At 63.4% G+C, this 24,008-nt stretch carries 22 protein-coding genes and 1 riboswitch; of the genes, 10 read left to right on the forward strand and 12 right to left on the reverse strand.

Annotation, left to right across the window (positions count from 1 at the left end; translation table 11 throughout):
* Nucleotides 1–15: 15 nt before the first annotated feature.
* Nucleotides 16–567: a TetR/AcrR family transcriptional regulator gene (locus C1M53_RS22940; RefSeq protein WP_129414340.1), complete on the reverse strand. Its 552-nt coding sequence runs from the start codon at nucleotides 565–567 to the stop codon at nucleotides 16–18.
* 90 nt (nucleotides 568–657) lie between these two features.
* Here C1M53_RS22940 and C1M53_RS22945 point away from each other — a divergent pair, with 90 nt between their 5' ends.
* Nucleotides 658–2,127, forward strand: a complete 1,470-nt coding sequence (locus tag C1M53_RS22945) for an MFS transporter (protein ID WP_129414341.1) — start codon at nucleotides 658–660, stop codon at nucleotides 2,125–2,127.
* A 41-nt stretch (nucleotides 2,128–2,168) separates the two neighbouring features.
* On the opposite strand, the gene apaG is transcribed toward C1M53_RS22945, so the two are convergent.
* Complete coding sequence (gene apaG / locus C1M53_RS22950) at nucleotides 2,169–2,561, reverse strand: Co2+/Mg2+ efflux protein ApaG (protein ID WP_129414342.1); 393 nt, start codon at nucleotides 2,559–2,561, stop codon at nucleotides 2,169–2,171.
* Between the two features lie 291 nt (nucleotides 2,562–2,852).
* Here apaG and C1M53_RS22955 point away from each other — a divergent pair, with 291 nt between their 5' ends.
* Entirely contained in the window at nucleotides 2,853–4,004 is a 1,152-nt protein-coding gene (locus C1M53_RS22955; RefSeq protein ID WP_129414343.1) for a glycosyltransferase, read from the forward strand.
* Nucleotides 4,005–4,062: 58 nt separating this feature from the next.
* Nucleotides 4,063–4,386, forward strand: a complete 324-nt coding sequence (locus C1M53_RS22960; protein ID WP_129414344.1) for an MmcQ/YjbR family DNA-binding protein — start codon at nucleotides 4,063–4,065, stop codon at nucleotides 4,384–4,386.
* Between the two features lie 51 nt (nucleotides 4,387–4,437).
* On the opposite strand, the gene C1M53_RS22965 is transcribed toward C1M53_RS22960, so the two are convergent.
* On the reverse strand, nucleotides 4,438–5,625 hold the full coding sequence (locus C1M53_RS22965) for an O-succinylhomoserine sulfhydrylase (RefSeq protein WP_129414345.1): 1,188 nt from the start codon (nucleotides 5,623–5,625) through the stop codon (nucleotides 4,438–4,440).
* Nucleotides 5,626–5,713: 88 nt separating this feature from the next.
* A riboswitch (SAM riboswitch) is annotated at nucleotides 5,714–5,791 on the reverse strand.
* Nucleotides 5,792–5,876: 85 nt separating this feature from the next.
* Here C1M53_RS22965 and C1M53_RS22970 point away from each other — a divergent pair.
* Nucleotides 5,877–6,977, forward strand: a complete 1,101-nt coding sequence (locus C1M53_RS22970; RefSeq protein ID WP_207213142.1) for a 2'-deoxycytidine 5'-triphosphate deaminase — start codon at nucleotides 5,877–5,879, stop codon at nucleotides 6,975–6,977.
* Nucleotides 6,978–7,044: 67 nt separating this feature from the next.
* Here C1M53_RS22970 and C1M53_RS22975 read toward each other — a convergent pair whose 3' ends face one another.
* Nucleotides 7,045–7,605 (reverse strand): glyoxalase superfamily protein, encoded by a 561-nt coding sequence (locus C1M53_RS22975; RefSeq protein ID WP_129414347.1) that lies wholly within the window; start codon nucleotides 7,603–7,605, stop codon nucleotides 7,045–7,047.
* Between the two features lie 364 nt (nucleotides 7,606–7,969).
* Between C1M53_RS22975 and C1M53_RS22980 the strand changes: the two genes are divergently transcribed.
* The gene (locus C1M53_RS22980; RefSeq protein ID WP_245488643.1) at nucleotides 7,970–8,698 is read left to right on the forward strand and encodes an ABC transporter substrate-binding protein; all 729 of its coding nucleotides are present in this window, start codon (nucleotides 7,970–7,972) and stop codon (nucleotides 8,696–8,698) included.
* 82 nt (nucleotides 8,699–8,780) lie between these two features.
* On the opposite strand, the gene C1M53_RS22985 is transcribed toward C1M53_RS22980, so the two are convergent.
* Complete coding sequence (locus tag C1M53_RS22985) at nucleotides 8,781–9,767, reverse strand: MBL fold metallo-hydrolase (protein ID WP_129414348.1); 987 nt, start codon at nucleotides 9,765–9,767, stop codon at nucleotides 8,781–8,783.
* A 307-nt stretch (nucleotides 9,768–10,074) separates the two neighbouring features.
* Here C1M53_RS22985 and C1M53_RS22990 point away from each other — a divergent pair, with 307 nt between their 5' ends.
* The 4 genes from C1M53_RS22990 to C1M53_RS23005 all read left to right on the forward strand — a co-directional run bounded on the left by C1M53_RS22990 (nucleotide 10,075) and on the right by C1M53_RS23005 (nucleotide 13,552).
* On the forward strand, nucleotides 10,075–10,830 hold the full coding sequence (locus tag C1M53_RS22990) for an ABC transporter substrate-binding protein (protein ID WP_348630057.1): 756 nt from the start codon (nucleotides 10,075–10,077) through the stop codon (nucleotides 10,828–10,830).
* Nucleotides 10,831–11,031: 201 nt separating this feature from the next.
* Nucleotides 11,032–11,826: an SDR family oxidoreductase gene (locus C1M53_RS22995; protein WP_129414350.1), complete on the forward strand. Its 795-nt coding sequence runs from the start codon at nucleotides 11,032–11,034 to the stop codon at nucleotides 11,824–11,826.
* A gap of 64 nt (nucleotides 11,827–11,890) precedes the next feature.
* Nucleotides 11,891–12,532, forward strand: coding sequence for a VOC family protein (locus C1M53_RS23000; protein WP_129414351.1), 642 nt, complete (start codon nucleotides 11,891–11,893; stop codon nucleotides 12,530–12,532).
* 72 nt (nucleotides 12,533–12,604) lie between these two features.
* Nucleotides 12,605–13,552, forward strand: a complete 948-nt coding sequence (locus C1M53_RS23005; protein WP_129414352.1) for a GlxA family transcriptional regulator — start codon at nucleotides 12,605–12,607, stop codon at nucleotides 13,550–13,552.
* A 503-nt stretch (nucleotides 13,553–14,055) separates the two neighbouring features.
* Here the strand turns inward: C1M53_RS23005 and C1M53_RS23015 are convergent.
* The 5 genes from C1M53_RS23015 to C1M53_RS23035 all read right to left on the reverse strand — a co-directional run bounded on the left by C1M53_RS23015 (nucleotide 14,056) and on the right by C1M53_RS23035 (nucleotide 20,137).
* Nucleotides 14,056–16,056 carry a dipeptide ABC transporter ATP-binding protein gene (locus C1M53_RS23015; protein ID WP_129414353.1) on the reverse strand — a complete coding sequence of 667 codons (2,001 nt, stop codon included), beginning with the start codon at nucleotides 16,054–16,056 and terminating at the stop codon, nucleotides 14,056–14,058.
* Nucleotides 16,057–16,058: 2 nt separating this feature from the next.
* Nucleotides 16,059–16,931, reverse strand: a complete 873-nt coding sequence (locus tag C1M53_RS23020; RefSeq protein ID WP_129414354.1) for an ABC transporter permease — start codon at nucleotides 16,929–16,931, stop codon at nucleotides 16,059–16,061.
* Nucleotides 16,931–17,881, reverse strand: coding sequence for an ABC transporter permease (locus tag C1M53_RS23025; RefSeq protein WP_129414355.1), 951 nt, complete (start codon nucleotides 17,879–17,881; stop codon nucleotides 16,931–16,933). Before C1M53_RS23025 ends, C1M53_RS23020 begins: the two co-directional genes overlap by 1 nt.
* Entirely contained in the window at nucleotides 17,878–18,543 is a 666-nt protein-coding gene (locus C1M53_RS23030; RefSeq protein ID WP_129414356.1) for a dimethylsulfonioproprionate lyase family protein, read from the reverse strand. The genes C1M53_RS23025 and C1M53_RS23030 overlap by 4 nt, the downstream gene beginning before the upstream one ends.
* 67 nt (nucleotides 18,544–18,610) lie before the next feature.
* Nucleotides 18,611–20,137, reverse strand: coding sequence for an ABC transporter substrate-binding protein (locus C1M53_RS23035; protein ID WP_129414357.1), 1,527 nt, complete (start codon nucleotides 20,135–20,137; stop codon nucleotides 18,611–18,613).
* A 110-nt stretch (nucleotides 20,138–20,247) separates the two neighbouring features.
* Here C1M53_RS23035 and C1M53_RS23040 point away from each other — a divergent pair, with 110 nt between their 5' ends.
* Nucleotides 20,248–21,123 carry a LysR substrate-binding domain-containing protein gene (locus tag C1M53_RS23040; RefSeq protein WP_129414358.1) on the forward strand — a complete coding sequence of 292 codons (876 nt, stop codon included), beginning with the start codon at nucleotides 20,248–20,250 and terminating at the stop codon, nucleotides 21,121–21,123.
* Between the two features lie 48 nt (nucleotides 21,124–21,171).
* Here C1M53_RS23040 and hutH read toward each other — a convergent pair whose 3' ends face one another.
* Both hutH and C1M53_RS23050 read right to left on the reverse strand, forming a co-directional pair.
* Nucleotides 21,172–22,815 carry a histidine ammonia-lyase gene (hutH, locus tag C1M53_RS23045; protein WP_129414359.1) on the reverse strand — a complete coding sequence of 548 codons (1,644 nt, stop codon included), beginning with the start codon at nucleotides 22,813–22,815 and terminating at the stop codon, nucleotides 21,172–21,174.
* A gap of 113 nt (nucleotides 22,816–22,928) precedes the next feature.
* Entirely contained in the window at nucleotides 22,929–23,960 is a 1,032-nt protein-coding gene (locus C1M53_RS23050; protein WP_129416321.1) for a LacI family DNA-binding transcriptional regulator, read from the reverse strand.
* Between the last annotated feature and the right edge of the window lie 48 nt (nucleotides 23,961–24,008).

Raw genomic sequence — 24,008 nt, forward strand, 5'->3', positions numbered from 1 at the left:
GGCCTGCGGTCCGGCCTACTGTCCGTCGGTGTGCGTCAGCTTAAGCATATCCGTGAACAGCGCGTGCCAATCGGTCTCGTCCAGGGTGATCAGGCCGAGTGCCCTCAGCAGGAAAGCTCCTTCGCCGGCCAGGAATGCCACGGCGATCTGGCGGTCCGCCGGCCTCGACAGGTCGAGCCGTCCCAGGAAGCCGTTGTACCACTCCCGGCTCTCCGCCACGCGGTCGGGTGCTTCCAGCAGCGCCGTCATCATGACGGCGGAACGCGAGTGTTCTTCCTCGTCCTCGTCGCGTGTCACCGAAAGATGCGCCCGGATCATCGCCTGCGCCGACGGATTGGGCCCGGCTTCTTTCACGACCTTGGTTTCATAGGCATCCGCCCAGCGCGCGATCATCGCGCGGATCAGATTGTCCTTGGTGCCGAAGCAATATTGCACGCCGCTCTTGGTGATACCGGCGGCTTTCGCCACCGCGTCGAAGCTCAACCCCGATGCGCCAAATTCGGTCACCACCGTCTCGGCGGCGTCGAGGACCTTGTCGCGGTCGATGCTGCGCGGTCTTCCTGACATCTGACCCCTTCCATTTCAATACGATCGTATTTATATGCGTGCTCGTGGCCGTTCAAGGCCGCGAGAGAACGTACACTGAAGGAAGCCATCATGTCCCCGTCCAACCGCTGGCTGGTTCTGGCCATCGTGTCGAGCGCGCTGTTTTTGATCGTCATCGACATGACGGTGCTCTACACCGCACTCCCCACGTTGACGCACGACCTCAGGGCGACGGCGACCGAAAAGCTCTGGATCGTCAATGCCTATCCGCTGGTCGTCGCCGGCCTGCTGCCAGGTGTCGGCACACTGGGCGATCGGCTCGGCCACAAGCGCATGTTCCTGGCCGGCCTCGTCGTGTTCGGCCTGGCCTCGCTCGGCGCCGCCTTCTCCCCGACCTCGGCATGGCTGATCGCGGCGCGGGCGTTGCTTGCCCTGGGCGCTGCCATGATGATGCCGGCCACCCTGTCGCTGATCCGGCTGACCTTCATCGACGAGAAGGAACGGGCCTTCGCCATCGGTGTCTGGGCAGCCGTCGCTTCCGGCGGTGCTGCCTTCGGCCCCGTCGTCGGCGGCGCGCTGCTGGAGCACTTCTGGTGGGGTTCGGTCTTCCTGATCAATGTCCCGGTGGTGCTCATTGCATTGCTGGCCGGCGCGACCCTGCTGCCCAATCGGCCGGGCAACAGCGACCACCCCTGGGATCTGGTCGGCTCCGTCCAGGTCATGATCGGGCTGGTCGGCCTGACCTATGCCATCAAGGAAATGGCCAAGCGCGATCCGTCCTGGTTCGCCGCCGCGCTCGCCTTTGCCATCGGTCTCGTCGCCATGATCGTCTTCGTGCGCCGGCAGCTTGCCAGCCGGACCCCGCTGATCGACTTCTCGCTCTTCGCCAATTCGCGCTTCTCGGCCGGTGTGGCGACAGCCATGGTGGCGTCGGCGGCCCTGATCGGCGTCGAGCTGGTGTTCAGCCAGCGTCTGCAGCTTGTGCTCGGCCTCTCGCCGTTGCAGGCCGGCCTGATCATCCTGCCGATCCCGCTCGCCGCCTTCATCGCCGGCCCTCTGACCGGACTGGCCCTGCCGCGTCTCGGCGCCGTGCGCGTGCTGTGGTCTTCGCTGTTGCTGGCCGGGGCCATGCTCATTGCCTATCTGCTGGCCTATCAGGGCGCGACCTGGCTGTGGTTGACCGCATTGTCGCTGATGGGCTTCGGTTTCGGCGCAGCGATGACGGCGGCGTCCAGCGTCATCATGTTGTCGGCTCCGGAGGAAAGGGCAGGCATGGCGGCTTCGATCGAGGAGGTCTCCTTCGAGCTTGGCGGCGCGCTCGGCATCGCCTTTCTCGGCTCATTGATGTCGGGCCTCTACACCTATGCCATGGTGCTGCCGCAAGGCATTGCCGCACAGGCGGGCGACAGTCTCGACGAAGCGTTGCTTGTCGCCGAGCGGCTGGCGCCGGCCGAAGCGCAGACGCTGACCGCGCTGGCGGGTGCCGCCTTCGACCAGGCCTTCTTCGGCGTGATCGCCGCCGCCGCAACGCTGCTGGTCCTTGTCAGCCTGGTGATCTGGCGCCGGACTTCGACGGTGTGAGGATGGCATGTTCCCTTCTCCCTCAAGGGGAGAGGGGGGCCTCAGTTTACCACGCGCCTGGCGTTCGGCAGGTCGAGCGAGAAGGCAGGGATGGCGATGTCGAACTGCTCTCCACGCGCATTGCGCATCGTATAGTGCCCGACCATGATGCCCGATGGCGTCGAAAGCGGGCAGCCTGACGTATATTGATAGCTGTCGCCGGGGTTCAGTTCCGGCTTTTCGCCGACAACTCCCGGTCCGCGCACTTCTTCGACCTGTCCCTGGCCGTCGGTGATGTGCCAGTAGCGCGACAGCAACTGCACGAACTCGTTCGAGCGGTTGTCGATCGTCACCCGATAGCCCCACACGTAACGACGCTCGTCCGGGTCAGAGCGGTCCTCCAGGTAGAAGGGTTCCACCTCGACCACGATGTTGCGGGTGACTGCGCTGTACATGAGAAACCTGATGCGACTCGGTACCAAAGACAGCTGTGAGTTTCCGCCCACGGACTGTCATGGTCAACCTTCTGTCATGTGCACGACATGAAACGGTGATGGTGTGCGCCGATCGCGTCCGGTCCCGTGACGATTCCCGGACATCAGATTGCAAGGCTAGCGCATGACCTCGAAATCGGAATCGATTCCGGAAAGGATCATACGCCAGATCAAAGTCTTAGAGCGTCCTTTGCGCGTCCAAGAGGACGCGCGGCGCTCTGAAGCCTGCGTTTCCGGGAGTGACCTGACTTCATGGACCTGACAATCGCTGCCGCATCCTTCTCTGCCGCCCTGCTTCTCACCAATTTCGTTTCCATAGGACTGGCGTGGTCCCAGCTGGAACGACGCCGCACGGCGCCGGCACCGCGCAGCGATGCGCCGCCGGTTTCGATCGTCATACCCGCGCGCGGGATCGAGCCCTTCACCCCCGAGACGCTGGAACGCGCTTTCCGTCTCGACTGGCCGGACTACGAACTGATCTTCTGCGTCGCCCATACCGACGACCCGGTCGCGCTGGCCATCCGCACCACCATGGCGCGTTTCCCAGACATACCGGCCCGGCTCCTGTTCGGCGACGACCGCATCAGCGGCAATCCCAAGCTGAACAACTGCGTCAAAGGCTGGGAGGCGGCGCGGCACGACTGGGTGATCCTGGCTGATTCCAACGTGCTGATGCCGCGCGACTACATCCAGAACATGATGTTGGCGTGGCGCCCCGACAGCGGCCTCGTCTGCTCGACGCCGGTCGGCTCACGCCCTGACGGTTTCTGGGCCGAGGTCGAATGCGCCTTCCTCAACACGCTGCAGGCGCGCTGGCAATATACCGGTGCTGCCGCCGGTCTCGGCTTTGCGCAGGGCAAGAGCATGTTGTGGTCGAAACCGCTGCTTGATGCCAATGGTGGGATTCACGCTCTGGCCGCCGAGATCGCCGAGGACGCCGCAGCGACCAAGCTGGTCAACGGACTTGGCCTGAAGGTCCATCTGGTGGCTTCGCCGTTCGAGCAGCCACTCGGGCACCGCAAGGTCGAAGCCGTATGGTCGCGGCAGGCCCGCTGGGCGAGGCTGCGCCGCGTCACTTTCCCGCTGTTTTTTGCACCGGAACTGTTTGTCGGCGCGGCCATGCCGCTGCTGTTCGCGCTGATTGCCGCTGCTGGCTCCGGCGCCGACATGTTCTCGACCACCTTGCTGGTACTGGCTGCCGTCTACCTGCCGGAATACGCGCTGGCGCTGGCTAAGGGCTGGTACGCTTCGCCACGCCTGATTGCGGCGATGGTGGTGCGCGACGTCATGGTCCCGGCCATCTGGCTGCGCGGCTGGCTCGGTGGTGCCATCGACTGGCGCGGCAACACCATGAACATCACCACCAAGTCCGAAGAGGCCGAGGAGGTTCTGTCGGGCGCTTGATCTTTTCAGCGGTATCGCTGCCGGCCGGTTTGCGGCATGATCGTCGGGGAGGTTGGCTATGCTGTTGGAGGACCGCTATTGCCAGATCGCGCTCGGTTTTCCCGGAGCCGAGCAGAGCAGCCATTTCGACGTCACCGATTTCCGTGTCCGCGGCAAGATTTTTGCCACATTGCGGCCTAAGGACAATCGCGCCGTCATCAAGCTGGCACCGGACGAGCAGCGGCTGCTGCTCGAAACATCGGCCGGTCAGTTCGAACCGATCCCCGGCTCCTGGGGTCAGAAGGGCTGGACGCGGGTCTGGCTGGAAAAGGCGGACGAGGAAACCGTCCGCCATGCCATGACGATGAGCTGGCGCTCGGTCGCGCCGAAGGCGCTGCGCTAGCGGGGAACAGAGCGGACTGCGGTTCCTTTCGTCGCATCCCGCTCTGGACCGTCAAGCCTTGGCCAGCGCCTGCTCGATATCTTCCAGCAGATCGTCGGTGTCTTCGAGACCGAGCGACAGGCGCAGGGTGCCGTCGCCGATGCCGAGTTCGGCGCGGGCCTCGTCGGTCAGGTTCTTGTGCGTCGTCGTCGCTGGATGGGTGATCAGGCTCTTGGCATCGCCCAGATTGTTGGAGATCAGCACCACGTCGAGCGCATTCTCGAAGGCGAAGGCCGATTTCTTGCCGCCCTTCAGGTCGAAGCAGATCAGCGTCGAGCCGCCGGTCATTTGCTTCTTGATGATGTCGGCCTGCGGATGGTCGGCGCGGCCGGGATAGATCAGCCTTCCGACCTTCGGATGGCTGGCCAGGAAGTCGGCGATCCTGGCTGCGGCCTCGGTCTGCTGGCGCACGCGCAGCGGGAGCGTCTCCAGCCCCTTCAAAAGCACCCAGGCATTGAACGGCGACAGGCTCGGGCCGGTGTGGCGGAAATAGTCGTGCAGGTTTTCGTCGATCCACTTCTTGTCGGATAGCACGATGCCACCGAGGCAGCGGCCCTGGCCGTCAATGTGCTTGGTGGCCGAATAGACGACGATGTGCGCGCCGAGCTCCAGCGGTTTCTGCATCAACGGTGTGGCGAAGACATTGTCCACCACCAGCCTGGCGCCGATCGAATTGGCAAGCCTGGCGACAGCCGCGATGTCTACCACCTCCAGCGTCGGGTTGGTCGGGCTCTCCAGGAAGAACAGCCTGGTGTTGGGCCGGACCGCGGCTTCCCAGTTCTCGATCTCGGTGCCGTCGACCAGTGTCGCCTCGATACCGTATCTCGGCGCCAGCGTCTCGACCACCCAGCGACAGGAGCCGAACAGCGCGCGCGCGGCGACGATATGGTCGCCGGCCTTGAGGCCGCACAGCACGGCGGCCGTCACCGCTGCCATGCCCGACGCTGTGGCGCGGGCGTCTTCGGCGCCTTCCAGCGCGCACATGCGCTTTTCGAACATGTCGACGGTCGGGTTGGCATAACGTGAATAGATGAAGCCCGGCTCCTCGCCCTTGAAGCGGGCCTCGGCGCGCTCGGCACTGTCATAGTGATAGCCTTGCGTCAGGAACATCGCTTCCGACATCTCGCCGAAGCCCGATCGCAGCGTGCCTGCGTGGACGAGCTGGGTTGCGGGTTTCCAGTTGCGCTTTTTCTCGGTCATGGTTCCGTTCCGACACAAAAACTGGCCGCCATATGACTGACAGGCACAAAAAAACCGGCCGCGAAGTCGCAACCGGTCCATACGGCCTTTGTCGGGCCCTGCGGTCCTTTAGCGACTTGTTTAACGTGGCTGCAAGCCGACCGGCCAAATCACCACGGGATAAAGCACCCTTTAGACCCGGGGGCGGCTTGCGTCAATTGCCGGCTTCATTAAGAGCATGGAGGACTGGCTGACTTGAGCCACCTGTGGAGTTGTCATTGCGCAAGACAGGCATTCTTCCCGATCAGGTTATCGCGGCGCTGTTCCATGCGGGCAGCCTGAAGTCGCCGCGAGCGCTCGATGACGACCAGATCCAGCCGGCCAGCCTCGACCTTCGCCTTGGCGAGAAAGCCTATCGGGTGCGCGCCAGCTTCCTGCCTGGTCCCCACAGCACGGTGGAAGCCAAGCTCGACCGGCTCAAGCTGCACGAAATCAACCTCGCCGATGGCGCTGTGCTGGAGACGGGTTGCGTCTACATCGTGCCGCTGCTGGAGAGCCTGGAACTGCCGGATCACATTTCCGCCTCGACAAATCCGAAAAGCTCCACCGGCCGGCTCGACATCTTCACCCGTGTCATGACCGATCATGGCCAGGAGTTCGACAAGGTCGCTGCCGGTTATCGTGGCCAGCTCTACCTCGAAGTCAGCCCGCGAACCTTCCCGATCGTCGTCCGCACCGGTTCACGCCTGTCGCAGATCCGTTTCCGCACCGGCAATGCGCTGCTGTCGGAGGACGAACTGCATGCGCTGCACCGCGCCGAGACGCTGGTGGCAATCGATCCGCCCAACATCTCCAACGGCGGCATCGCGCTGTCCATCGACCTCGCCGGCGACAAGGACGGGCTGGTCGGCTATCGCGGCAAGCACCACACCGGGCTGGTCGATGTCGACAAGCGCGCCGCTCAGGACATCGTCGATTTCTGGGAGCCGCTCTATCGCAGTGGCGCCGGCGAGTTGGTGCTCGATCCGGACGAGTTCTACATCCTCGTCAGCCAGGAGGCGGTGCATGTGCCGCCGCTCTACGCTGCCGAGATGACGCCGTTCGATCCGCTGGTCGGCGAATTCCGCGTGCATTATGCCGGTTTCTTCGATCCCGGCTTTGGCCACTCCGCAGCCGGCGGCACTGGCAGCCGTGCGGTGCTGGAGGTGCGCAGCCATGAAGTGCCGTTCATCCTCGACCATGGCCAGATCGTCGGCCGGCTGGTCTTCGAGCATATGCTGAAGCGGCCGACCGCGCTCTACGGCACCGACCTCGGCTCCAACTACCAGGCGCAGGGTCTCAAGCTGTCGAAGCACTTCCGGGCAGCAAGATGAGCAGTAGGGGAATAGGTCGGCAACTGATTGCCCTATCCCATTTTTTGCAGCCGGCTGCCCAACCATCTCACGACGCAAGGCTTCTGCGCTGGCAGATTTGCCAAATGTGGCCTGCCGGGTCGAAAATCGCAGCCGCAAGCCATCCCTCGGCGGTCGGTTGCAACGCGTCGCGAACGATGGCTCCCGCTGCTATTGCTCTTGCCGTCACCAGTCGGGCGTTTTTTACCTCCAGCCGCAGGGTCATGCTGACGGCCCCGTGATCCTTGGGGAAGAACGGGCCCCCGCGCCAAGGCTCGGCCTCGCGCCGAGGATTGGAACCCATGACGGAAATTGCCATTTCGCCGACCTGCAAATCGATCGCCACCCCATCGTGTACTTTCGTCCGGACGGCATCAAAGGCCTCTTCGTAGAATCGCGCGGCGTCCTGTTCTCGTCCGTGCTCGACAAAGATTGAAACGGTTATGCCGATGTCTTCGCTGTGGGCGACCGACAGGGCATTCCAGCTGGAATATCCAAGCTGCTGGGCGATCAGTTCCAGACAAGCGCTATGCGACAGGTGCGATTGCTTTTCGGCCAGGGCCTTGCGCAATGCCTTTGCCATAGTCTTCGCACGATTGATCGTATTCACGGCTCGATCCTTTCATGGGCGCAATCGGGGTCAGTGCTCGCCTTCCTGACAGTCGCCCAAAGGGTCAACCAGATCGTGTGCATTCACCAATCCAAACGGAGCGAGCGGCAGGCTGCACGGCCTCCGAAATCCTACCCAATCCCGAGGCACGGTCAACGCCGAATGGAAAAGGGTTGCCGTTGCCGAAGGAACGAGCGCGTTGATCCGACTGCCGAGCCACCCATCTAAAGCAGCAAGGCCACGTCGCATCCTACGCTTGCCTGGCCCTCGGCGGCGTGCTTGGCTGTCCACGGACAACAAGACCAACCCGAGGGGGAACATGATGAAAATGTCCAGGTGGTTCGCAACGGTGGCGGCCGCAACGATGATGGTGGCCGGCGCCAGCAGCGCCTTTGCCGCCGACAAGATCAAGATCGGCACGGAAGGTGCCTATCCGCCTTTCAATACCCTCACCGCGGACGGCAAGCTTGAGGGTTTCGACATCGATATCGCCAATGCGCTCTGCGCGCAGATGAAGGCCGAATGCGAACTCGTCACGCAGGACTGGGATGGCATGATACCGGCGCTGCAGGCCAAGAAGTTCGACGCCATCATCGCCTCGATGAGCATCACGCCGGAGCGCAAGAAGCAGGTCGCCTTCACCAACAAATATTACACCACGCCGCTGGCGCTGGTCGCCCTGAAGGACAGCTCGCTGGCCGGCACTGACGGCGAGGCGGTCAAGGGCAAGACCGTCGGCGCGCAGGCCTCCACCACCCAGGCCGACTACGCGCAGGACGTCTATGCCAAGGCCGGCGCCGACGTGAAGCTCTATCCGACGCAGGAAGAAGCGGTGACCGACCTCGTCAACGGCCGCCTCGATGCCGTTCTTTCCGACAAGTTCGTGCTGGTCGACTGGATGAAGAACGGCTCGGCCAAGGACTGCTGCAAGATGATCGGCGACGTCAAGGGAACCGAGACCGAGGCCGGCATCGCCGTGCGCCAGGAAGACAACGAACTGCGTGAGAAGTTCAATGCCGCCATCGACGCCATCGTTGCCGACGGCACTTACAAGAAGATCCAGTCGAAATATTTCGACTTCGACATCTATTGAGCCCAGGGGGCGGCTGATCGCCAGTCCTCCACCGCTGACGATGAAAGGCCGGGACGTGTCCCGGCCTTTTGCTTTCATGCGATCAGATCGCGCTGCTCCATTGCACAGGCACCAGTTCGAAGCCGTTGCCTGCCTTGGCGATGTGGCCGGTTGCGGGGAAGGGGGCGTGATAGAAGGCGACCTGCATCTTCTCCGCTGCGGCCATGTCGAGCAGCTTGCGCCGGGTTTCTATCGCCTGTGGCCCGTCCATATCGAAGATCGCCGTCCAGTCGGGATTGCGCACGAACAGCGCCGGATGGTTGGTTGTGTCCGACAGGGCCATCAGCCTGCCTTCGCCGGAAGTGATGGCGAAGACGGTGTGACCGGGCGTATGGCCCGGAGCGGCGATCGCGGTCACGCCGGGCACGAGTTCCTTGTCGGCTTCGAACTGTTTCACGTCCTTGGCGACGGGGCCGAAGACGCGGCGCACGGTGGCGAAGGCGTTCCTGGCGGCTTCCGGTGCGGCGTTCATTTTGGCATCGTCCATCCAGAACGCCCATTCGGCAGCCGGGACCATGACCTCGGCGTTGGGGAACACGGCGGTGCCGTCCTTGAGACGGAAGCCGTTGATGTGGTCGCCGTGGAAATGGCTGATGATGACGGTCGAGACATCCTCCGGCTTGAAGCCGGCGGCCTTGAAATTGTTCATCCAGACGCCGGAGGTCGGCGCGCCGGAATCGCCATTGCCGGTGTCGATGAGCACCAGCCTGTCGCCGATCTGCAGCGCCAGCGTGGTGTAGGAGATCGAAAGCGCGTCGCTTGGCAGATAGGCGGCTTCCAGCGCTTTCTCGACGTCGGCGAGCTCGGCATTGCGGATGAAACCTTCGAGCGGGCGTTTGCCGAAACCGTCGTTGAGGGCGGTGACGGTGATGTCGCCCACCTTGTAGCGATAGAAGCCGGGGTTGTGGCTCGCGGGTGCGTCCTGCGCCCGGGCCGGAGCGATACCGGCGGGCAGGTCGAGGATGGCGGCGGTGGCGAGAGCGCTGGCGCTTGCCATGACGGTGCGACGGGAAAGGGCGAAACTGGCCATTGATCGGACTCCAAAGGTCAGCAGGCACGGCCTTGACCGGCAGCGCTCATCGCCGACCGGTTCCGCGCCCCGGGGGAACAACCCCGAAATCAGGCTAGCAGCCGGACCGCCCGCTTCAACCCGATGCGGCCGTGGGCGGGTCACCTTTGCGTGAGCCGGTCGTTATCGTGGGGAGAGTTGCACCTGTCTTGCCTTCGGCAGATGGAGCACCAATCGAAGCCCGGCGCTGGTGCTTCCTCGCTTTGCCGGCACATGTTTGGCAAACTCAGGCCGTTTCGGCCGACGTGGAGGGAAAACAAGAATGAAGATTTCGAAATGGCTCGTCTCGGCTGCGGCCGCGACGGTGTTGATGGTTGCGCCGGCTGCCGCCGAGAAGCTGAAGATCGCCACCGAAGGTGCGGCGCCGCCCTTTAGCACGGTGACGGCGGACGGCAAGCTGGCCGGCTTCGACGTCGACATCGCCAATGCGCTGTGCACCCAGATGAAGATCGAGTGCGAGATCGTCGCGCAGGATTGGGACGGCATGATCCCGGCGCTGCAGGCAAAGAAGTTCGACGCCATCATCGCCTCGATGACCATCACCGAAGAGCGCAAGAGGCAGGTCGCCTTCACCAATAAATATTATTCGACGCCGCTAGCGCTGGCTGGCCTGAAGGACACCACGGTGACGGGCACCGAGCCGGCAGCGCTCGAAGGCAAGACGCTGGGCGCGCAGGGCTCGACCATGCAGGCCACCTATGCGCAGGACGTCTACGCCAAGGCCGGCGCCGAAGTGAAGCTCTATCCGACGCATGAGGACGCCGCGACCGACCTCGTCAACGGCCGGCTCGATGCCATCATCACCGACAAGTTCGTGCTGGTCGACTGGGTCAAGAACGGCAATGGCAAGGATTGCTGCAAGGTGATCGGCGACGTGAAGGGCACCGAAGCGCAGATCGGCATCGCCATCCGCCAGGGCGAGGATGCGCTGCGCGAGCGCTTCAACACCGCGATCGACGCCATCGTGGCCGACGGCACCTACAAGAAGGTGCAGGCGAAGTATTTCGACTTCGACATCTATTGAGCGGCCGCGGCTCGGGCTGCATCGAGGCTGACGCGAGAACGGGCGCCGATGGCGCCCGTTTTTGTGTCCGAACGGGAGGCGAAGGTTAAGGGTTCAGGAAAGCATGTCCTAAAAGGTGGCATCTTCGACATTCAGGACGAGCGCCGATCGTCCTATCTTCAACTGGTCTCTCATCGATGGGAGCATCAAAGGAGATCGAAGATGACAAGCGAACACAAGGGTACGGCTCTGGTCACCGGCGCATCGTCGGGAATAGGTGCGATCTATGCCGATCGCCTGGCGAAACAGGGCTATGACTTGATTCTGGTGGCACGCAATGCCGGGAAGCTGCGTAGCCTTGCTGGTGCGATCAGCGACGGCACCGGACGTTCGGTCGAGGTGTTCCCGGCGGACCTGGCAGGCAGCGCGGACCTGGGAAAAGTCGAAAACCTGCTGCGCACCGATGCCAGCATCACCATGCTCATCAACAATGCGGGAATTGGCGCAACCGCGCCGTTGCTCGCCAGCGATGTCGACGCCATGCAGTCGATGATCGATATCAACGTGACCGCGCCGATGCGGCTAGCCTACGCGGCGGCGCCCGGTTTCGTGTCGCGCGGCAAGGGTACGATTATCAACATCGCTTCGATCGTCGCCATTTCCCCCGAAACGTTGAACGGCGTCTACGGCGGCAGCAAGGCCTTTGTCCTGGCCTTTTCGCAGTCGCTGCACCACGAGCTCGCCGACAAGGGCATCCGCGTCCAGGCTGTGCTTCCGGGCGCAACCGCGACCGATTTTTGGGCCTTGTCCGGCACGCCCGTCGAGCATCTGCCCGCCGAAATCGTCATGTCTGCCGATGCGATGGTCGACGCTGCGCTGGCGGGACTGAAGCTCGGCGAACTGGTCACCATTCCGTCGCTGCCGGACATTGCCGACTGGCAGGCTTTCGAGGCCGCGCGCAATGCCCTGAAGCCCAAGCTTTCGCTGGGTGCTCCCGCGAAACGTTATGCAGCCTGATCCCCGGGGCGGTGTCCCTTGCTGCGACGCCGTCCACGGCAACCTTCTCGGAAAGGAAACGACAATGTCCCGCATTCCACACTCCGATAACCCATCGTCCGCAACCGCACTGAAACTGGAAGTCGTGGTGCTTCCCGTCGCCGACGTCGATCGCGCCAAGGCATTTTATGCCGGTCTCGGCTGGCGGCTCGATGCCGACTTCGTCAACGGCGACGCCTTCCGTGTCGTGCAGTTTACGCCGCCCGGCTCAAACGCCTCGATCCATTTCGGCAAGGGGTTGACGCCGGCGGCACCCGGCTCGGCACAGGGGCTCTATCTCATCGTCAGCGACATCGCGGCGGCGCGTGCAAACCTCAATGCGCATGGCGTCGCGGTCAGCGAAGCGTTCCATCGCGCCGCTGTCGGTGGACCGGCCTTGCCCGGACGTGACCCGGAAGGGCGAAGCTACAACTCCTTCGCCACGTTCAGCGATCCGGACGGCAATGGCTGGATCCTCCAGGAGATCACCGCGCGGTTGCCGGGACGCGTCGAGCCGGACGTCACCGCCTACGGTTTGGTGGCCGACCTGGCGGCGGCACTTCGGCGCGCGGCAGAGGCGCATGGCGAACACGAGAAGCGCAACGGCGGCCAGCACGACTTCAACTGGCCCGAATGGTATGCCGCCTACATGGTGGCGGAAAAAGCCGGTTCGGAACTGCCGCTTTGAGGGCAAGATGGAAAGTGTCCTGAATCTCGGCTATTCCACTTTCTGCGCCATAGATCCCGAAGGAATGTGCTGATGTTGCGGATCGGTTTCGTCCTGACGCCCGGCTTCCAGATGATGAGCCTTGCCGCCGCTTCGGCGTTCGAGTTCGCCAATCTGGTTGCCGGCGAGAAGGTTTACGACATGGAGATCCTGTCGGAGACGGGCGGCCTGTTGAGCAATTCGTTCGGCATCCCGATCGAGACGCGCAAGCTACGCCTGTCCGGCTATGACACGCTGATCTTCGGAACCGGGATCGTCATCGACCAGCCGGCTCCCGCAATCGTGGCGTTTGCCCGCAAGGCCTTCAGGTCGGCGCGCCGCATCGCCTCGATCTGCATGGGCGCCGCCATTCTCGCGGAGGCCGGCCTTCTCGACGGCCGGCGGGCAACCACGCACTGGCTTGTCGCCAGCAAGCTGCAGGCGCGTTACCCGAAGGTGCGCATGGAAGAGGACCGCATCTTCATCGTCGACGGCTCGGTCTGGACTTCGGCCGGGATGAGCGCAGGCGTCGATATGGCGCTCGGCATGATCGAGAAGGATCTCGGTGCGGATCTGGCGCGGGCGGTGGCGCAGCGGCTGGTGCTCTACCACCGCCGCGCCGGCGGCCAGTCGCAGCATTCCGAGCTGCTGGCCCTCGATCCCAAGTCCGATCGCATCCAGAAGGCGCTGGCCTATGCCAGGACCAACCTGCGATCGGCGCTTTCTGTGGAGGAACTCGCCGAGGCTGCCCATCTGAGCCCGCGGCAGTTCAGCCGCGCCTTCCGCGCCGAGACGGGGCAAACGCCGGCCAAGGCCGTGGAGAACCTGCGGCTCGAAACTGCACGCGTGATGATGGAGCAGAGCCGGCATCCGATCGAGGTGGTCGCCGCCGAGACCGGTTTCGCCGATCGCGAGCGCATGCGGCGCGCCTTCATCCGTGCCTTCGGGCAGCCGCCGATGGCGATCCGGCGCAGCGCGCGGGAATCGTCGCTGGCGAACTGACATTTGGAGCAGTTCCGGTTTTTACGGGAACGCTCTAACTCTTTGTTTTTATGCAATTCTGGACGCAAGACCGCGTACACTTTTGCTGGAATTTCTCTAGTAGAATACTCAGAAGCCTTCCGGAGGGACAAGCGCATTTCCAGCTATTGGTACATCTCGATCCTGCCTCCACGCGCGCGGAACACACTTTCCCAAACAGGCCCGTTGATAGCATTTCTCCAGGGGCAGCCCGAGCTCAGGCAGACGGACGCCGTCAGTTTTGGCGGCGCGGATGGCCGGCCATGGCTCAGCATAACGATCGTGAGCGCGACGCCGGCAGGTGACTGGGCCAGTGACGGCGCATACATTGCTCAATTCAATCGGGTCGAAATGGTCTGCTCCGATTTTGACCGGCGAGAGTCTACGAGGAGATATGCGCGAGAATAGCCGGGTTCCTTCAGTGGGATATCGCAGCCGACAACAATGAGTAGCCGACCCTGGAGGTCGGCATCTGCCTCGCCGGATCACGCCACCGCCAGTTGATCACCCCGCGCCAGCTGGATGCTCGGCATATGGCAACGGATGAAGCCTGTCTCGGTCTTGCGAAGCGGCGGGCGGCTTTCGGCGCAGACCGTTCCGATCTGTCGCGGGCAGCGGCCCGCGAGCGGGCATCCTTGCCCGCCTGCCGACGTCTCGCCGGGTATGGCCGGGGGGCTTGCGACATACTGGTCCCTGCGCAGCCCGGGTGCGGCCTGGAGCAGCATCTGGGTGTAGGGGTGCAGGGGGGATTCCAGCAGTGTGGCGGTCTCCGCCATCTGCAGGAGCTCGCCCCGGTATAGCACCGCCACCCTGTCGGCCAGCTGCTGCACGACGGCAAGATCATGCGAGATGAACAGCATCGCGACGGAATGCCGCTTCTTGAGCGACTGCAGCAGCTCGACAATGCGCGACTGGACCGACACGTCGAGCGCCGACAGGATCTCGTCGCAGATCAGAAGCTTCGGGCTGACCAGCAAGGCGCGTGCGATGGCGATGCGCTGGCGCTCGCCGCCTGAAAGCTGTTCGGGGTAGCGGTTGAGATAGCCGGCATGCAGGCCGACGCTCTCCAGCACCGTTTCGAGCGTCGTGGCATCGGATTTGATGCCGAAATGGCGCAGCGGCCGCTCCAGGATCGTCTTGATGCGCCTGCGCGGATTGAGCGAGGCGTCGGGATTCTGGAAGATGTACTGGATCTGCCGCAATTGCTCGACGGAACGCTGCCGTAGCACCGGTGCCAGCGCGTCTCCATCGAGGCGGATTTTGCCCGATCGCGGCTCCAGCCGGCCGCTGATCGCGCGGGCGATAGTCGACTTGCCGCTGCCGGATTCGCCGACAAGGGCGACGACCTCGCCCGATTTCAGCTCGAAACCGATGTCGCGGGCAACGATGCTGTCTGCCTTGCCCAGAAGGGTCCGAAGCACACTTGGCGATTGGTACGACAGGGCAAGATCCTCGACGCTGAGCACCGATCCGGCATCGATGTCCGGGCGAGGCGAACGAGCCCGTCTCGTCAGTGCGGCGACGGCCGGTTCGATGTCCTTCCAACGCATGCAGGCGACGGCCCTGTGTTTCTCCACCGGTTCGAGTGTCTGCGGAATGCTCTTGCAATCCGCCTTGGCGAAGTCGCAGCGCGGTTCGAATTTGCAACCGCCGGGGATCTGGTCCCGCCTCAGCATCCCGCGCAGGCCGCGGCCGCTGCTTGCTCCGTCGATCGTCGGGATCGACGCGATCAGGCCGCGCGAATAGGGATGCACCGGGGCAGACAGCAACGCGTCGCAGGGCGCGACCTCGACCAGCTGGCCGGCATACATCACGCCGACACGGTCGGCGATCTGGCTGAGCAGAGCCAGATCGTGGGTGACGTAGAGCATCGCCATGCCGATGCTGCTTCTCAGATCCTTCAACAGCTGGATGATCTGGCGCTGGGTGGTGACGTCGAGGCCGGTTGTCGGCTCGTCCAGGACAAGCAGATCGGGATTGCACGAGACCGCCATGGCAATGGTGACGCGCTGCTGCTGGCCACCCGAAAGCTCATGCGGGAACCGGTGGCCGACATCCGGCAGCCCGACCAGGGCGAACAGCTCCGCAAGACGCCGTTCCATGGTCATGCCGGCCGGCAGGGCCTTATGTGTCGCGATCATCTCGCGGATCTGCGTTCCGACCCGCATGCCCGGGCTGAGCGAGGTCGTCGGATTCTGCGGAACAAGCGCGATGCGTTTGCCGCGCAGGCGGGCCAGCGACCTTGCATCGAGTTTCAGGAGGTCGATGCCGTCGAAAAGCACCTCGCCGGTCTGCGCCAGACTGTTGACGGCACCGTAGCCGAGAAGACGGTAGGCGACGGTGGATTTGCCGCAACCAGACTCCCCGACCAGTCCGAACGCTTCCCCGCGCGCGATGTCGAACGAGACGCCCTGGACGACATTCGTCCAGCTGCCTGGGCGGCCATAGGCGATGCCGAGATTGCGGACTTCGATCAGCGTCTGCATCGTCAGGCTCCCATCACGGGCCGCTGGCCGAGCATGCGCGACAGGCCGTCGGTGAAAAGGTTGAATCCGATGACGAGTGATGCGAGGCCAAGTCCCGGCCCGAAAACCGTCATCGGCGAGGCGATCAGGAGGTTGCGGTTCTCGCTGATCATCAGGCCCCATTCCGGGGTCGGCGGGCGGATGCCGAAGCCGAGGAAGCCAAGTGCCCCGATCAGGATCGGCGCATAGCTCAGCCGCAGCGAAAATTCGACGAGCAGCACATTGGCGGTGTTGGGCAGGATTTCGCGGAACACGACGGACAGTGTTCCTTCACCGCGCAGCTCCGCTGCGGCGACATATTCGCGGGTCGCGACCTCCATCGCTGCTGCGCGAGCGATGCGCGTGATGCGGGGCGCATAGACGATGGCAACCACGACGATGATGAGGGCCGGTTGTCCCGCGAGGGCGGGGCCGGCGGCAATGATCATGACCAGCGCCAGCGCCAGGAACGGTATGCTGATCATCGCTTCGACGACACGCTGCAGGATGTCGTCGAGCCAGCCGCCGACATAACCGGAGACGAGACCGATCGCGGCACCCGCGACCATTCCAAGCACGGTGCCGGCGAAGGAAAGCAGAAGCACGATATGGGCGCCGTACATGAAGCGGCTGAAGACATCGCGGCCGATCTGATCAAGTCCCATGGGGTGCTGCCAAGATGCCCCGGAAAGCGGCAGTCCCGCACCCATTTCGGCATAGCCGAAAGGGGTCCAAAAGATGCCGATGGTCGCAAACAGCAGATGGGTGGCAAGGATGATTGCGCCGGCCTTGAATGGCCCTGGCGCGGTATGCCAGCCGTGGAAGGATCTGGCCGGGCGGGATACGATCGCGCTCATCAGCGTGTCCTCAGGCGTGGTTGCAGCAGCACTGCACAGATGTCGGCAACGAGGTTGGCCGCGACGTAGACGGCAGCGCTGATCATCACGGTTGCCTTGATCAGCGGGATGTCGCGCAGCTGCAGCGCATCGATGAGCAGGGTGCCGAAACCCGGATAGGAGAAGACACGCTCCACGATCACCACGCCGCCGATCAGGAAGCCGAGGTTGAGGGCCGTCACATTGAGCGCCGGCACTAGGGCGTTGGGCAAGGCGTGTCGCCACAGCACCGCCGAAGGACGCATGCCCTTCAGCTCGGCCAACCTGACATAGTCGGAGCGCAGCACTTCGATCAGGCTGTCGCGCAGCACGCGGATGGCATAGACGGCCATCATGATGGCGAGCGTCGTCGCCGGCAGGATCATCGCGCGCAGCATCTCCGGCCAGCTGCTGTGTTCCGAAACCGTTGCCAGTGCCGGCAGGATCGGGACGGCGACGGCAAACAGGAACAGCAGGATCGTCGCCAGCAGGAAGTCGGGCAACGACAGCAGCACCAGCGTGATGACCGAGATGATGTTGTCTACTGCTTTGCCCCGGTTCGTCGCCTGGATGATCGCGGGAACCAACGCCAGGACCAGGTAAAGCACGAAGGCAAACAGCGAGAGTAGCAGCGTGTTGACGATGCGGGGCCCGAGCACGTCGGCGATCGGCCGCCCGGTCGCGAGCGAGGCGCCGAAATCACCGTGCAGCAGATTGCCGAGCCACTGGAAGTAGCGGGTCAGTGGTGGCTGGTCGAGGTGCAGCTGGCTGCGCAGCACCTCCAGCGCCTTTGCCGTCGCATCACGTCCGAGGATGCGGGTCGCGATGTCACCCGGCAAGGCTTCGAGGATCAGGAAGATCAGGACCGAGACGATCAGGAGTGTCAGGGCCGAGAGCAGGATCCGGCTGGCGAGGAGGCGCAATATGCTCATTTCAGATCCAGTCCGGCTTGTGGTGGGGCGGCATCCACCGGCATGTGATCCGGGATGAATGCCGCATCGGTATCGAGGTCGCCCTCCCAGATGTAAAGCAGGACCAGGGGTCTTTCGGCCGAGAGCGTCGCGTGCGGCATCCACGACGGATGGTGGATAATCGCTTCGGTGCCGCGCGATGCCCAGTCCGCATGTCCGGCGCGCCAGAACGAAGGGCCGGTGACTGTATAATAGAGCTCATCGGCGGGGTGATGGTGAAGCGGGTAGTGCGTCCTGGGCCCGAGGAACATCAGGCCGAATGCGATGTCAGGGGCGGTGATCAGTGCAGGCGGACCGCCCTGCGGGCCGCAGATGATGCCGTAGCCATAGTTGTCGCCGAATTCGCTGGAAGGTGGATTGGCGAGGTATGTCTTGCTGCGGGTGATATGGAGATGCGGCAGCAATTCGGACAGCGACCGCGCCAGCTCCGAGCTGCCATGGCGGGAAATCAGTTCGCTTTCGCAGGCTTCCTGGATAGGCACGCGCGCTGCCGGCACCGGCCGTACCGGCGGCAGGCTGGCCTGCAGTGCGCGGAGCCGAGCCGCATGTGAGCGGGACACCGGCAGTGCGTCGCTGTCCAGCGCGTCCGCGAAGCTCTGCAGGAAGGTCGTCAGCACTTTCATAAAAGCATCCTCTTCCGCGGAGCAGGTCTGCTCCGCGGCTCCAGTTTGTTTGGTGATGAAGCGCCGGCTATTGGCTGCAGGTGAGCTCGGAATAGTCGATGCGGTTGACGTCGACATTGGGCTTGAAACCGGTGCAGCCCTTACGCAGGCCTGCGACGATGGACGTGAACACCGGCAGGATCATGCCACCCTCGTCGGCGACGATGCGCTGCGCGTCACGATAGAGGCCGATGCGGTCCTGGTCGTTGGTGGTCTGGCCTGCCTTGACGACGAGTGCATCGAAGTCGTCACGCTTCCAGTGCGTCTCGTTCCATTCGGACTTGCTGTTGAGCGACAGCGTCAGGGCTTCGGCCGGGGGGCGGGCGCTGGTGTAGGAGATGACGGCCGGCTTCTTCAGCCAGATCGTGTCCCAATAGCCTTCCGCCGGTGACGGGATGACGTTGACCTTGATGCCGGCAGGCGCCGCCATCTGGGCGTAGACCTGGGCGAGCAGCAGCATGCCGGGATAGGAATCCGACGTGTAGAGATCGAACTCGATGCCGTCGGCATGGCCGGCTTCCGCCAGCAACGCCTTGGCGCGCTCGACATCCGCCGTCTTGGGAGCCGTTCCGAGGCCCAGCGGCGAGCTCGGTGGGATGGGCGCGTCGTTTCCGATCTCGCCATAGCCGAGCAGCACGGTGTCGAGGATCTTCTGACGATCCATGACGAGCTTCATCGCTTCGCGGACCTTGGGATTGTCGAAGGGCCGCGTGTCCGTCCACACGGCGACATAGAGCGAGGTGGCTCCCGGCGTAGAGACGAGCTCGACGGCCGGATTGTCCTTGAGTGTGATCAGGCTGGTCGGATCGACGGTCAGCGACAGATCCACCGAACCCGAAAGCAGCGCGGACAGCCGCGAGGTCGATTCCAGGCTTGTCGTGATCTCGAGGCAATCGGCCTTCGGCAGGCCGGCGCGCCAATAATTGGCGTTGCGGCGCAGAACGCGGACGGCGCCGTTGATGGTGAAGCTCTCCTGTACGAAAGGTCCGGTCCCGTCACCCTTGACGCGCAGGTCTTCGGCCTTGGCGCCATCTGGAACCATCAAGGCGTATTTCGTCGCGATCAGCATCGGCAGCTCGACGACAGGTTGCTTGACCTTGAAACGCACGGTGTGGTCGTCAACGGCGGTGATGCCGTCGGCATCAAGGAAGGCAAGGGTCGAGAAACCGCCGGGTGAAACAGCTGGATCGAGCAGCCGGCGGTATGAATAGGCGACGTCGGCGGCGTCGAAGTCCGAACCGTCATGGAACTTGACGCCCTTCCTCAGGTGGAAGGTCCATTCCGTCGCATCGGCGTTGGATTCCCAGGATTCGGCAAGCACCGGTATCGGCTGCATCGCGTTGTTGCGGTCGACGAGCGGCTCGTAGACCGCGCGGATATGATAGACGCTGTCGGTGCCGATGAGTGCCGCCGGATCCATGGTCTGCTTTTCGCCATCTGATTCGTAACCGAGCACGCGCATGCAGCTTTGTTGCGCAAAAGCGGCTGTGGCTGGCAGCGAGCAAGCCCCCAGGAGCAGCGCCACCGCGGTGTTTTTCACGAGATTGGTTTTCATATCCTCCCCCCATTTTCGGGCTTATCGAGAGACTATGAAAACGCTGCCGTTCCCTTGCAAACGATTAGAATTAACGTCTACATGAACAGAATTCATGTGGCTTGCGAGAGATGGTCCGGCGTACCTTACCACCCCTGACGACGCTGAGGGCCTTCGAGGCCGCGGCACGATTGCTCAGTTTCAAGGGCGCTGCCGAGGAGTTGCGTGTCACGCAGTCGGCGATCAGCCACCAGGTCGCATCGCTTGAGCGGAATCTGGGTCGGCCGCTGTTTCGGCGGTTGCCGGGACGGGTTGAACTGAGCGAGGAGGGGATGCTGTATTTTCCGGTCGTGCAGGATGCACTGGACCGGATTTCGCTGACCACCGACCTGATCCGGCAATCGAGCGCCCCGGCATCGCTGACGCTCCAGGTCTATGTCACGGTGGCGGTGCGGTGGCTGATTCCGCGGCTGCAGACGCTGAAGGAAACCTCTCCCGAGATCGCGGTCAGCCTCGATGCGAGCCTTCTCGACTGGGAGTTCAATCCCGACCGGGCCGATGTCGGCCTCATCTATACCCGCACGCCAAACCGTCCGAACCTGACATACGTGCTGCTGCGGCGAGAGAAGCTGGTGGCGGTATGCTCGAGCGCCATCGCCAAGGCGATCAAAACGGTCGATGACCTGCGCCACTTCCCATTCCTGGCGGTTTCCGGCAGAACCGAGGACGTTTCGATCTGGGCCGAGAGCGTCGGCATTTCCGGCCTTTCGCAGAAATCGTCGCCCCTGTTCGACAGCAATCTGCTTGCCATCGAGGCTGCCGTCAGCGGGCAGGGGATCGTCGTGGTCCCGGAGTTCCTGGTGGAGGCCGATCTCGCCAGCGGCAGCCTGATTGTGCCGGTCCAATCCGATATCATGCAGCCGGGCGGATGGTACCTGGCTTATCTTCAGCGCCGCGGCGACGAGAAGGCGATCCAGAAATTCCAGAACTGGATCCAGTCTCTATGATGGAAGCCCGCGAGGCGGGCTTCCGAATTTTCCAATCAAATTGGCCGCTTACTGGGTCTTGCTGCCATAGGTCTTGAGAAACGCCGCTCCCGCGGAGATGTCGGGCGTCATCGAACGGTCCTGGTCGAGGAAGGGGACCTTTTCGCGGAAAGCGTCGTGTAGTTTGGCCGTCGCGGTGGCAAGCTTGCGTTCCGGATGTTCCTTCAGGCGCAGGTCGGCTGCCTGGGCGGCGTGCATCAGTTCCATCGACAGGATGGTGAAGCTGTCGTCGATCTGCTGGCGTACCCGCTCGACAACGTAGGGCGCGTTGGTGCCGACATCCTCCACGCCGCCCGCGATGGGACGTGAGTCGAACGAGGTCGGCTGCGCCAACGAGCGGGCCTCGGCAGCCATTGCCATCAGCGGCGCTTCCACCACCAGGAAGGCATGATGGGTGTTTTCCGTGCCGAGGTAGCGCGGCAGCTTCGTGTGGGTGGGGTTGTTCAACTTCAGCACGCGCTCGGACGACGCCGTGGCATGATGCGCCAGCACGATGCCCAGCTCCTCGAAGGAAATGACCCATGGCAGCGGTTCGAAATTGGCCGTCGGCAACACAGCGCCGCCTTGGACGTAACCTTTGCGGGCCTGCGGCAGGTCGGATTTCGGCTCGACGTCGATGGTGATGCCGGGATTGTCGTCTGAGGAATTGATCTGGATTTCCACCAGCGCCTTGGTTCGGGCCAGGCTGTCGGCGAAGCTGCCAAGCAGGTATGGCGCCGTGCGAAAGCTCAGCGGATCTTGCAGGATGCGCTTTTCGTCTGCCTGCCAGAGATAGCTGCCGGCCAGCACATCCCGAAGCCCGGAAGTCGAATCGACATAGCTCGGAAAGGGCCTGAGTGCCGCGACATCCTGCAGGAGCGGCGAGACGTTTCCATTCAGCCCTTCCAGGCTGAGACCGTAGACCAGCTTCGAGGTCTCCAGCAGCTGTTCCGCGTCGTGGATGGCGATGGAAGCGAGTGCTGCCGCATAGGCGTTGGAGCTCAGGATCGCCAGTCCGTCCTTGCCGAACGGCTTCAGCGGTTCGATGCCGGCGGCGGCCAATGCCTCCTTGGCAGGCATGCGTTGGTCCTTGTGGTAGACCTCGCCTTCACCCAGCATGGCCAGTCCGATGTGGCTGAGCAGCGTCATGTCGGCCTGGCCCACCGAGCCGCGCGAGGGCATCACTGGTGTGATATCGTTGTTCAGGAATGCGACGAGCATTTCGGCGACATGCGGCTGGACACCAGGGCCGCCGGTCAGGATGTTGTTCAGGCGGACCGCCATCGCGGCGCGCACGACCGGAACGGCGGTGTCGGGACCGACGCCGACGGAATGGGCGCGCAGCAGCCCCTCGTTGAATTCCCGCGAAGCCTCCATCAGCTCAGGCGTCAGTTCGCCCTTGGCATCGACCATCTTGCGGTCCTTGTTCCAGCCGACGCCGACGGTCAGGCCGTAGATTTCCTGCCCTTCTTTCGCGCCCTGCAGAAGCACTGCATAGGCACGCTTGACCTTGTTGATGCTCTCGCCGCTGACCGAGACGTTCTCGCCATTTGCCACGCGGACAATCATTTCGGGAGTGGTGCCGTGGCCGCTCAAGGCAACGTCAGCCAAGGCGGTTCCGGACAGGAGCAGGACGATGCCGATCGTTCCGGATAGAAGGCGCAGACTTTTCATTAGGATCCCCTGAAGTTGTTTCGGGGGGACTATCGAAATTTAGAAACACGCCCGCAAATGATCAGATTTTACGTCCACGTGAGCAATTTTCATGGCCTGGGCAGGCCGCCGGCTCACGCGAACTGCAGGTTCTCCTTGAGCAGGACCTCGATGCGGATGCGCTCCTGCGAGGCCAGAAGCTCGCGGTGATCGGAACGGGCGCGCATGATGCGCAGCGCGCTGCGCACCGCATGGCCGGGGTCCTGTGCGATCACCGCGTCGATGCGCTCGTCCACCAGCGCCTGTTCGCTGAAGGGCGTGCGCTCATGCGCGACGATGGTCAGCGGACGGGACACCTGCGTGTTCCAGACGGCAGTCAGCGGAATACGCGCTTCCGAGCTCAGCACATAGACTGCAACCGTATCGGGATTGTGCTGCAGGGTGCGCTGGATGATGATCTCGGCGCGCTTTTCGTCGGCATAGGTTTCCAGCGACGGCAGGCATTCGAGCTGCAGGAAGCGGGTGTTGATGATGCTGTCGAAGCCGAGGCGGCGCTGGATGCTGTCCAGCGCCATCATCGTTTCGGAGACGACCACGATCTTGCCGCGCCGTTCGCCGATGAAGCGGCCGACGATCTTGCCGGCGGTGGCGCCGGCGGCAAAATTGTCGACACCGACATAGTCGGCGCTTTCAAGCCGTTCCTGGCCCGACAGGAACTGCACTACCTTGACGCCGCGTTCCACCAACCGCAGCAGCGCATCGCGCACCTGCGGCGATTCCGGCGCCATCACTGCGACGCCGTCCAGTTCTTCATGGTCGATGCCGGTGAGGTATTTCGCGACAGGGTGCGGGTCGTTCATCGCGATCCGGGCGACTTCGACCTCGGTGGAATCGCCGCGCGCCGCCTCGCGAGCCTCACCGACGCGGGCGATGAGTTCCGACAGGTACTGGTCGCCGGATGTCGGCAGTACGAAGCGGAAACGATAGGTCTTGTTGCGTGCCAGCGCCACGGCGGCGGGGTTGCGCACGAAGCCGATACGCTCGATCGCCTCGGCCACTCGTCTTGCCGCCTTCGGGCTGACATTCGGCCGTTCGTTGAGAACACGGTCGATGGTGGCGAGACTCACGCCCGCGGCTTCTGCCAGGTCTTTCGCGGTTGGCCGCACGCTTGTCATCCCGCTTCCAATTAGCCGGATATCTCCAACAAAAGCAGA

This window comes from Mesorhizobium sp. Pch-S (genome assembly GCF_004136315.1).
Classification (GTDB): domain Bacteria; phylum Pseudomonadota; class Alphaproteobacteria; order Rhizobiales; family Rhizobiaceae; genus Mesorhizobium.